The organism is Myroides indicus, from assembly GCF_004364575.1.
In the GTDB taxonomy this organism is placed as follows: Bacteria; Bacteroidota; Bacteroidia; order Flavobacteriales; family Flavobacteriaceae; genus Flavobacterium; species Flavobacterium indicum_A.
The window spans coordinates 33,917-43,202 of sequence record NZ_SOAG01000026.1 but is presented as its reverse complement, the minus strand read 5'-3'; the positions used below and the strand labels follow the sequence as shown (position 1 = coordinate 43,202).

Below are 9,286 nucleotides of genomic sequence, written 5' to 3'. Positions count from 1 at the left end.
AATCAAAAGGATTATAAACCACAATTTTATTTGTTCAAAAAACAACGAAAGAGAATTGAAACCTTGTTCTCGCAATTGTGCGACCAATTTATGATGAGACGTAATTACGCCAAGACATTTGAAGGTTTCAAAACCAGATTATTAGCTAAAATAACGGCGTTAACAGTTGTACAATTCATCAACAAAGAATATTTCAATAGGAATATCAATAACTTAAAAGTGTGTATTATTTAAAATGCACAACGGGTAATTAAAAGTAATATTTATTTTTAATCGTTAAATCATTTAACACAAATTCTTTTTAAAAATATTCCAAACCTTTCTTTACTGTGAGCAAATTAAATCAAATAATTCTTAATTTAGACAAATTTTAAACTTAATATTATTCGAATTCTATTACTTATTGATAATGAAAATAAAACCTAATTTACCCAGAGTAGCTGTATTAATACTAACAATTATATTTTTAGTAACAGCAGTTACTTTTGAAATTTTTGAATTGAGTTCCTTACCTGCTCAGTTTTTCGGTACTCTTCTCGGCGTTGTTATTACGGCAATTATAACAGTGCTGCTATTACAGGGACAGACAAAAAGTGAAGAATCTAGAGAAAGAAACATCATGGTTTTTGAAAAAAAACAATCGGTATTTTTTCATTTTTTAACGCAGCTCAATACAATTTTACAAAAAGAAAAACTAGCACTACACTTACATCCTGACAAAAATTTAGAAAAAGAAGTAAATAACTTACAGGATTTATTATTTGAATTTGGTTTTCTTCAAATGCATACCTCTGTCGAAACATTTGACAAGATTCTTTCGCATATAGGAAATTTGATGGAAGAAAATAAAAAAATAAAAAAAATAACTGATAAAACTGAACAAGACTTTGAGGTGTATTATGAAACACTGTCTAACGATTTTTTTTCTATAGTAAATCTTTTGAAACTAGAATTATACAATATCACACCCAATGCTATAGATAAAAATAAATTAGACCGGATCATCAAATTATCATTTTAAAACAACACTAATGCAAATTTGCATTTTTTAATTGTTTATTGCATAACTCATAACTCCTATAGTTCTATTGCCAAAAATCTTATATAAAATACACTATTTTTGCTGAATTGGAGTTTTTAGTTTATGCTGTCTTACAAAAACCTATATCATTTTCTATTTCTGTTTTGCGCTCTTGCCTTAACCGCTCAGGAGAAAAGCCAGCTATACAAAACGGCGGAGTGGAATATGATACAGGATACGCTTTATCTCCCTGATGTTGCACTAAATAATACTTTTTTTGAAATTAGGGATAAACAACAAAACTTAATTCCTCCCTCAGACTATATAATAGATTTTGATACCAAAAAAGTGTACTTAAATACTGTAAAAACAGACTCTGTTTTATTGGTTCGCTATTTAGAGCTTCCCCCCTTTTTATCTCAATCCTACAGCTATTATTCTCAGGATAGGATTGTGCCAAACGAAGCAGGACAGCAGATTTATAAGCACTCATCAGCATATGCAACTACTTTTACTCCATTTGACGGATTAAATACTGCGGGAAGTTTATCGAGGGGAATTACCGTTGGCAATAATCAAAACGCCGTAACCTCTTCTAATTTAGATCTGCAGATTACGGGAAAATTATCTGATAAAGTAAGCATACGTGCATCTATTCAGGACAGTAATCTGCCTCTACAATATGGTGGATATTCTCAAAAAATCAATGAATTTGACCAAATTTTCATGGAACTTTTTTCAGATAAATGGTCCATCAGAGCAGGAGATATATTTTTAGAAAACCGCCAAAGCCGTTTTCTGAATTTCAACAAAAAAGTACAGGGATTATCCACACGATTTATCTTTGGAGATGAGGGCAACAAAACCACTGTAGAAGTTGCCGGAGCTTTGGCAAGAGGACAATACGCTCGAAGTAATTTTAAGGGACAGGAAGGAAACCAAGGTCCTTACAAGTTAAAGGGAAGTAATAACGAACTATATATTTTAATCGTTGCCGGATCAGAAAAAGTCTACGTAAATGGCATTGCGCTACAAAGAGGCGAAGAAAATGATTATGTTATTGACTATAATTCTGGCGAAATACGGTTTACAACCTTGTTTCCGATTACGTCAGAAATGCGAATTTCTGTAGAATATCAGTACACTGACAGAAACTACACACGTTTTGTAGGCTATGGAAATATCACTCACGAACGCGAAAATTGGAGTATTGGCGGAAGTATTTTTACAGAAAGCGATCTCAAAAACCAACCTTTGCAGCAAAATCTGACCGAAGAACAAGTTGATGTTTTAAAAAAAGCAGGAAATAACTCCGAAAAAATGGTGGCTCCTTCAGCCTATCCTGAGACTTATTCTGAAAATAAAATATTGTACAAAAAAGTTTTTGGTGATGATAGTAATTTTTATTTTGAATTTTCAAATAATCCTGAGGATGAATTATACAGTGTTTCTTTTTCTATGGTAGGTACCAATAATGGCGATTATATTTTAGAAACCACAGATGCTATTGGTAAAATTTACAAATATGTAGAACCGGTTAACAATCTGCCCCAAGGAAATTATGCTCCTGTTATCCGCTTAATTGCTCCAATACGCAATACAATCGCCACTTTACAGGGAAAATATAATCCCGACGAAAAGACTGAAATACAGATTGAAGCAGCTTTTAGCAATCATGATGAAAATTTATTTTCAGATCTGGATCAAGAACAAAACAACGGTTGGGCTACTGAATTTAAAGGGAAACAACGGTTATGGACTGCAGAACAGTTTACTGTTAATTTTTTTACTGAATTTCAGTTTATCCATTGCAATTTTAAATCGCTTGAAAATCTGTTTTCAATAGAATTTGACCGTGATTGGAATTTGATCTATTCTGAAGGAAATCAAAGTTTAATCACTGGCGGTTTTCAAACCATTATTACCAATAAAGGAAATCTTACGTATCAGATTGAAAAACTCATCTATGGTGAGAATTTTTCTGGATACAGACATCGGCTTTTTGGAGAATATAATGATTCTGTTTGGAATATGTTGACCCAAAACAGTATTATGAAATCTGAATCTAACCTGTTAGAAAGTCGTTTCAATAAAAGCGCTACAGAAATCAGGTATTCATTTGGAAAAAATTGGATAGGGACAGGAATTAATTTCGAAGAAAACAAAGAAACAGAACGCAGTACAGGATTATTTAGTGCACTCAGCCATCGCTTTACCGAATACAAGACTTTTGTAGGAAGAGGAGATTCCTTAGGTATTTTTGCTGAAATCGGTTATATATACCGCATCAACGACAGTTTGCAAAACAACCAATTATCAAAAGTTTCAACGGCAAACACTTTCTATCTTAAATCTCAAATTATCAAAAACCAAAACCGGGAATTAAGTATTTATCTTAATCACAGGACGTTATCTTTTACAGATAATAACCTCAGTAAAGAAAAAACTATTAATTCCAGATTGCTGTATAGTGATCGTTTTTTTAACGGCTTTTTACAAAGCAACACCTTGTTTGAAACCACTTCAGGAACCATCGCTCAACAAGAATTTACATATATAGAAGTAGAGCCCGGGCAAGGACAGTATATGTGGATAGATTATAATAACAACGGTATTCAGGAACTGGAAGAATTTGAACTAGCTCCTTATCCTGACTTGGCAAAATATGTACGCTTATATTTACCTAATCAAATCTTTATACCTACTCATCAAAACAAGTTGTCACAAACTTTAGCCTTAAACGCCGCTATATGGCAAAATGAATCTGGCTTTAAAAAGTTTCTTTCGCACTTTTACAACCAAACCTCTTATCTAATTGATCGAAAAGATTATAGAAAAAACGGTAAAATCAACTTTAATCCTTTTCAACGCAGTGAAGAAGATCTGGCAGGAATAAATGAAAATTTCAGAAACAATATTTATTACAACCGAGGAAAACAAAAGCATAGTACAACTTATTCTTATATCACGTCTCGCACTAAAAACCTCTTGTCCTTTGGCTCAACTGAAAATAAAATCCATACACACCAAATTTCATACAACCACCTGATAAAAAAAACATGGCTGCTTACTCTATTAGCAAAAACATCGCAACAGAAAACCACCTCTAATAATTATATGAGTAAAAATTACACTCTAGATATTAACGGATACGAACCTCGTTTATCATACTTATTTGCTTCTAATGCTAGTTTGGATTTTTTTTATGAATTTCAGGAAAAGAAAAATATAAAAGCTGATTTCGAAAATTTAAAACAGCATCGTTTAGGTCTGTCTTTTTTATATACAGCAGCCCAAAAGTTTTCGATAAATGGAGAAGTTTCTTTCTACCAAAACAATTTTTCAGGTAATGCCTTCTCTCCCGTAGGCTATCAAATGCTCGAAGGTTTACAGCCGGGAAAAAATATGACCTGGCGCGTTATGCTGCAAAAAAACATTACGCAATATTTAGATTTGAGTGTTAATTATCAAGGCAGAGGAAACGAAACTACTTCTACTATTCACACCGGAAACATTCAGTTGCGCGCCTTTTTCTAAATTCTTATTTTTACTGTTTTCTAATTTAGATTTAGATGAGTATACGACACAAATATTCGGTTTGTTTTCAACCTGATAATGGATTGGTTATCCAAGTTCAACGTATGAAAATAAAGTTAGCCAATAAAATAGGTTGGTATAACAGCAAAAATTCGCTAGCTCATTTGACCATCGCAGAATTTTACGCTTCTGAAAATGAAATCAGTCGAATAGAAAATCAAATTACACGCTGTTGCAATCGCTTTAGTCCTGTAGATGTTCGTCTCCAATCTTTCGACACATATTCTAATGGCACTTTTTTTCTGAAGGTAGAAGAAGTTTCTAAACTGATTTTAAAAGATTTTGCTCAACAGATACACAACGAATTACAATTAAAAAAGGCTTACAAATGTACTGATCCTCATTTGTCAATTGCACGAAAATTAAATTCTGAAAAAATACAGCAAGCAGTTGAATTACTTGAAGCTCCTGCTCTTTATTTTCAATGTAATCAAATTGCTCTTCGAAAACTAAACCTTAAAAAAAAGCAATTTGACATCATTGCTTTATATCCTTTTTTGAATCAAAATGATAACCGTTCTAAACAAATGAGTTTATTCTAACTTTAAATTAATATTTTAAAAACTAATGATTATGGACAACAATGCAAATATCCTTTCGTGGAATCAGTTTATGCAAGTGGAAATGCACGTAGGAACAATTATTCAGGCTGAAATTTTTAAAGAAGCCAGAAACCCTGCCTATAAGCTAATTATAGATTTTGGTCAAAAAATAGGAACTCGTAAAACATCTGCACAGATTACTAATTTATACACCCTTGAAGATCTTATCGGCAAACAAGTAATAGCCGTAATTAATTTTCCTCCTAAACAAATCGCAAATTTTATGAGTGAATGTTTGGTCATGGGAGCTGTAGACGGTCGAGACGTTACATTAATGACAGTTGACAAACCTGTAAAAAACGGATTAAGAATAGGATAAACCGCTGCGTTATTAATAATTCAAAATGAAATATTTAATCTTTAAGACATCTATTATACAAAATATCAAAAAACTCCTTATTCAAAAGCATTATTTTCTTATTAATTAAGTTAAAAAAATAATGCTTATATTTGAAATAAAAACATGAAGTTAAAAATTACTATTTTGCTTTTACTTATTGGAAGCTCTCTTTGGTCGCAACAAAGTAAAAATGTATTTTTCATAGGGAATAGTTATACAAGTACAGGAAATATTCCTAATCTAATTCAGCAGATTGCGCAAAGTAGCGGAGATGAATTAACTTATACTGCTCATATACCTGGCGGATCTACGTTACAGCAGCACGCCAGCAACTCTTATGTCAGCTCTACAATAGCTCAAGGAAATTGGGACTATGTGGTACTGCAAGAACAAAGTCAACTTCCATCGTTTCCAGACTCGCAAGTCAGCAATATGGTATTCCCATATGCAGCTCAATTAAGCAATCAAATAAAGCAAAGCGGTGCCTGTACGCGTATTGTTTTTTATATGACGTGGGGCAGAAAAAACGGAGACCAATCTAATTGTCCTAACTGGCCTCCTGTATGTACTTATGAAGGCATGGATGATCTGATTTCCCAAAATTATATGACCATGGCAGAAGACAACAATGGAGTTGTTTCTCCTGTAGGCGCTGTTTGGCGCTATTTACGAGATAATTATCCTGAATTAAATCTATATTCAGATGACGAGTCTCATCCCTCATATTTCGGATCTATGGCTTCTGCCTATACTTTTTTTACTGTATTTTATAAAAAATCTCCTTATACAGCTAATTATGAAGGCTCGCTTTCTTCGAGTTCTTTTGAAGCAATAAAAGAGGCTGTTAAAGCTGTTGTCTTTGACGATTTAAATCAATGGAATCTATTAGATAATGTACCTACCGCTGATTTTAATTTTAATATAGATGATGACATAGTTACATTTACAGATCATTCAAGCAATACTTTGGAATATTTTTGGGATTTTGATGACGGGATGACAAGCAGTGAGCAAAATCCAGTACACCAATATAGTGATCCGGGTGTTTATAATGTCACTTTAACTGCTAAAAACTGCTATGAAACTCATACAATAGAAAAACAGCTTGACTTGACTAATTTAGCTACTATTTCTTTTGAACAAACTTCTATTGCCGTATATCCTAATCCGACATCTGATTTTATATATATCAATTCCAAAGTTATTCCAACCAGTTTAATTATTTACGATAAGAAAGGAACCCGTATAATACCGGAATACAACCTAACAAATTCTAAATTAATCGTAAATGTTCAAAATCTAAGTAACGGAAGTTATACTCTGCTTTTACAAACACAAGAAAATGTCTATCATTTTCAATTTATAAAAAATAGCAAATAATAAAAAAACAAATTTCTTAAACCTTTTCTTTTTTTAATTTACCAAATAATAAAGCGCAAAAGTCCCTAACCAATGGCTTCCCATATAATCATCATCTGTTATATTATCAAAGGAAGCTTCAAAATGCTTTTTTGCAATATCGTGTAAATAAGGTAATTCAGCTTTTTTGCTGATTTCATTCAGACAGGCAGCTCTGCTAAAATTGAGCCCATCCAAATGCACCAGATGCCCATCTGTGCGATCCGAAACCTGAGCAACTGCCATTGAAAAATCAGTATTGTACAATTCCGGCAAGAAGTCTTTTAACCATTTTTTATAATTCTTGCTCTCCAGTACTTTACTCATCAGACGTGCTTCCTCTAAACACGGTGAAAGAAAATCATGTCCGCTGGGTTCAAAATTAAGAGGACAGGAAATGTCATTCGCATATAATCTCTGAGCATTTTCTATAATCAGATTTTCAAAATCCATTATTCCCATTATTCGGGCATAATCTAGCGAAAGCGACAAACCAAAAGCTGTGTTATCATGTGTTCCCGTTCGAATTGGATATAGTAATTTGGGTAAATATTCTGTATACCTCTCTACTAATAAATCTGCCATTGGCTGTAATATTCTTGCCCAACGCTGTCCGTCTCTATCATTCCAGGTAGTTAATTCACTGTGAAGCTGAAAAAACCAAGCCCAACCATAAGTCCGTTCAAATGTTTTATTATTCGGATCGTTAAAAAATGACATTTCAATCTTACAATTTGCTTCTGTAATGAGTTTATTTAACCTTTCTCTTATCTCGTTATTTTGATCCAGTTCAGGAAACTTTTTTAAAACTGTAATAACTGTCCAATATCCATGTACAGATGAATGCCAGTCAAAACAGCCATAAAAAATTGGGCGCAGTTTTTTAGGACTTTTTAAATCTGAATCGCTACCCAAAACTTGTCCTAATTTATTAGGGTATTCAGTCTCTATGCAATGTAAGGGTAGTTCTACTATTTTTTTAGCCTGTTCAACCGTGAATTTAGGAAGGTTTTCCGGAGAAGAATCAACAATATCCGTTTTCTTTGCTTTATCTGATTGGCAAGAAACAAACAATATTACTAAAAATAATAACCCTATTTTTTTCATCTTTAATTTCTTTATTGTTAAAAATAACAAAAAAATATTATAGAATAAATTTTATTCTACAAAAAAAGAGTACTTTAATTTTGAGGCACTCTTCTCCCTATTATTATACGCTACAATAACAATTACACATTATTATTCAACAATATTGCTGCTTCTTTGGCAAAATAAGTCGAGATTAAACTTGCTCCAGCGCGTTTGATGCACATTAACTGCTCCATCATAGTTTTGTCATGATCTAACCAACCCTTTTCAGCTGCAGCTTTAATCATTGCATATTCCCCTGAAACATGATACACTGCTACAGGAACATTTACTGCATCTTTTACTTCGCGAACAATATCCAAATAAGCCGTTCCTGGTTTTACCATTACCATGTCGGCTCCTTCTTCAACATCCCAAATTGCTTCTCTAATCGCTTCAATACGGTTAGCATAATCCATTTGATATGTTTTTTTATCTTTTGGAACTACTTCTCCTGTCTCTTTTGGTGCAGAGTCTAAAGCATCGCGGAAAGGTCCGTAAAAAGCTGAAGCATATTTTGCAGAATAACTCATAATACCCACGTTGGTATACCCTGCTTCATCTAGACCTTTGCGTATGCGTAAAACCCTTCCATCCATCATATCTGAAGGAGCTACAAAATCTGCTCCGGCTTCAGCGTGAGACACCGCCATTTTTACCAAAGCTTCAACGGTAGAGTCATTTTCAACATCTCCGTTTTTGATGATACCATCATGACCGTATATCGAATAGGGATCCAGTGCGACGTCAGGCATAACAATTATTTCGGGGCAAGTTGCTTTAATTGCCCGAATAGTTCTTTGCATCAATCCTTCAGTATTCCAAGCCTCTTTTCCGGTATTATCTTTTAAATCATCACTTACTTTTACATAAATATTGACCGCGCGAATACCTAAAGTGTACAATTCCTGCACTTCTTTAACCGTTAAATCGATTGAACGACGGTATATGCCCGGCATTGACGAAATTTCTATTTCCTGATTTTCGCCTTCAACGATAAACATCGGAAACATAAAATCAGCCGGACTTAAACTTGTTTCACGAACCAAACTTCTGATTGATGCATTTTGTCTTAATCTTCTGCCTCTGTGTAATAGGAACATAGTTTTTAATTTAGCTAACAGTTTTCTAATATCTGCTGTTAGAATAATTTATTTATTATTATTATTATTATTATTATTATGCGTTCAAGAAAATGAT

The 9,286-nt window shown here is 33.2% G+C and carries 8 protein-coding genes; 6 read left to right on the top strand and 2 right to left on the bottom strand.

Going from position 1 to position 9,286, the window contains the following annotated elements:
* From C8P70_RS10995 to C8P70_RS10970, 6 genes are all read left to right on the top strand, one after another.
* A partial coding sequence (locus tag C8P70_RS10995) for a transposase (RefSeq protein ID WP_166666184.1) occupies positions 1–234 on the top strand: 234 nt, incomplete at its 5' end.
* A 175-nt stretch (positions 235–409) separates the two neighbouring features.
* Positions 410–1,021, top strand: coding sequence for a hypothetical protein (locus C8P70_RS10990; protein ID WP_133713373.1), 612 nt, complete (start codon positions 410–412; stop codon positions 1,019–1,021).
* A gap of 225 nt (positions 1,022–1,246) precedes the next feature.
* Positions 1,247–4,558: a hypothetical protein gene (locus C8P70_RS10985; RefSeq protein WP_243832700.1), complete on the top strand. Its 3,312-nt coding sequence runs from the start codon at positions 1,247–1,249 to the stop codon at positions 4,556–4,558.
* Positions 4,559–4,593: 35 nt separating this feature from the next.
* Entirely contained in the window at positions 4,594–5,160 is a 567-nt protein-coding gene (locus C8P70_RS10980; protein WP_133713371.1) for a 2'-5' RNA ligase family protein, read from the top strand.
* Between the two features lie 31 nt (positions 5,161–5,191).
* Positions 5,192–5,539: a tRNA-binding protein gene (locus C8P70_RS10975; RefSeq protein WP_133713370.1), complete on the top strand. Its 348-nt coding sequence runs from the start codon at positions 5,192–5,194 to the stop codon at positions 5,537–5,539.
* 144 nt (positions 5,540–5,683) lie between these two features.
* The gene (locus C8P70_RS10970) at positions 5,684–6,940 is read left to right on the top strand and encodes a PKD domain-containing protein (protein WP_133713369.1); all 1,257 of its coding nucleotides are present in this window, start codon (positions 5,684–5,686) and stop codon (positions 6,938–6,940) included.
* 33 nt (positions 6,941–6,973) lie between these two features.
* On the opposite strand, the gene C8P70_RS10965 is transcribed toward C8P70_RS10970, so the two are convergent.
* Positions 6,974–8,065, bottom strand: coding sequence for a DUF2891 domain-containing protein (locus C8P70_RS10965; protein ID WP_133713368.1), 1,092 nt, complete (start codon positions 8,063–8,065; stop codon positions 6,974–6,976).
* A 122-nt stretch (positions 8,066–8,187) separates the two neighbouring features.
* Positions 8,188–9,189 (bottom strand): porphobilinogen synthase, encoded by a 1,002-nt coding sequence (hemB, locus tag C8P70_RS10960; RefSeq protein ID WP_133713367.1) that lies wholly within the window; start codon positions 9,187–9,189, stop codon positions 8,188–8,190.
* Between the last annotated feature and the right edge of the window lie 97 nt (positions 9,190–9,286).

Bases quoted from the DNA above. Each gene is read 5' to 3' on its own strand.
- C8P70_RS10970 (WP_133713369.1), top strand. From the start codon at position 5,684: ATGAAGTTAAAAATTACTATTTTGCTTTTACTTATTGGAAGCTCTCTT.
- C8P70_RS10965 (WP_133713368.1), bottom strand. From the start codon at position 8,065: ATGAAAAAAATAGGGTTATTATTTTTAGTAATATTGTTTGTTTCTTGC.
- C8P70_RS10975 (WP_133713370.1), top strand. From the start codon at position 5,192: ATGGACAACAATGCAAATATCCTTTCGTGGAATCAGTTTATGCAAGTG.
- C8P70_RS10990 (WP_133713373.1), top strand. From the start codon at position 410: ATGAAAATAAAACCTAATTTACCCAGAGTAGCTGTATTAATACTAACA.
- C8P70_RS10980 (WP_133713371.1), top strand. From the start codon at position 4,594: ATGAGTATACGACACAAATATTCGGTTTGTTTTCAACCTGATAATGGA.
- C8P70_RS10985 (WP_243832700.1), top strand. From the start codon at position 1,247: ATGATACAGGATACGCTTTATCTCCCTGATGTTGCACTAAATAATACT.
- hemB (WP_133713367.1), bottom strand. From the start codon at position 9,189: ATGTTCCTATTACACAGAGGCAGAAGATTAAGACAAAATGCATCAATC.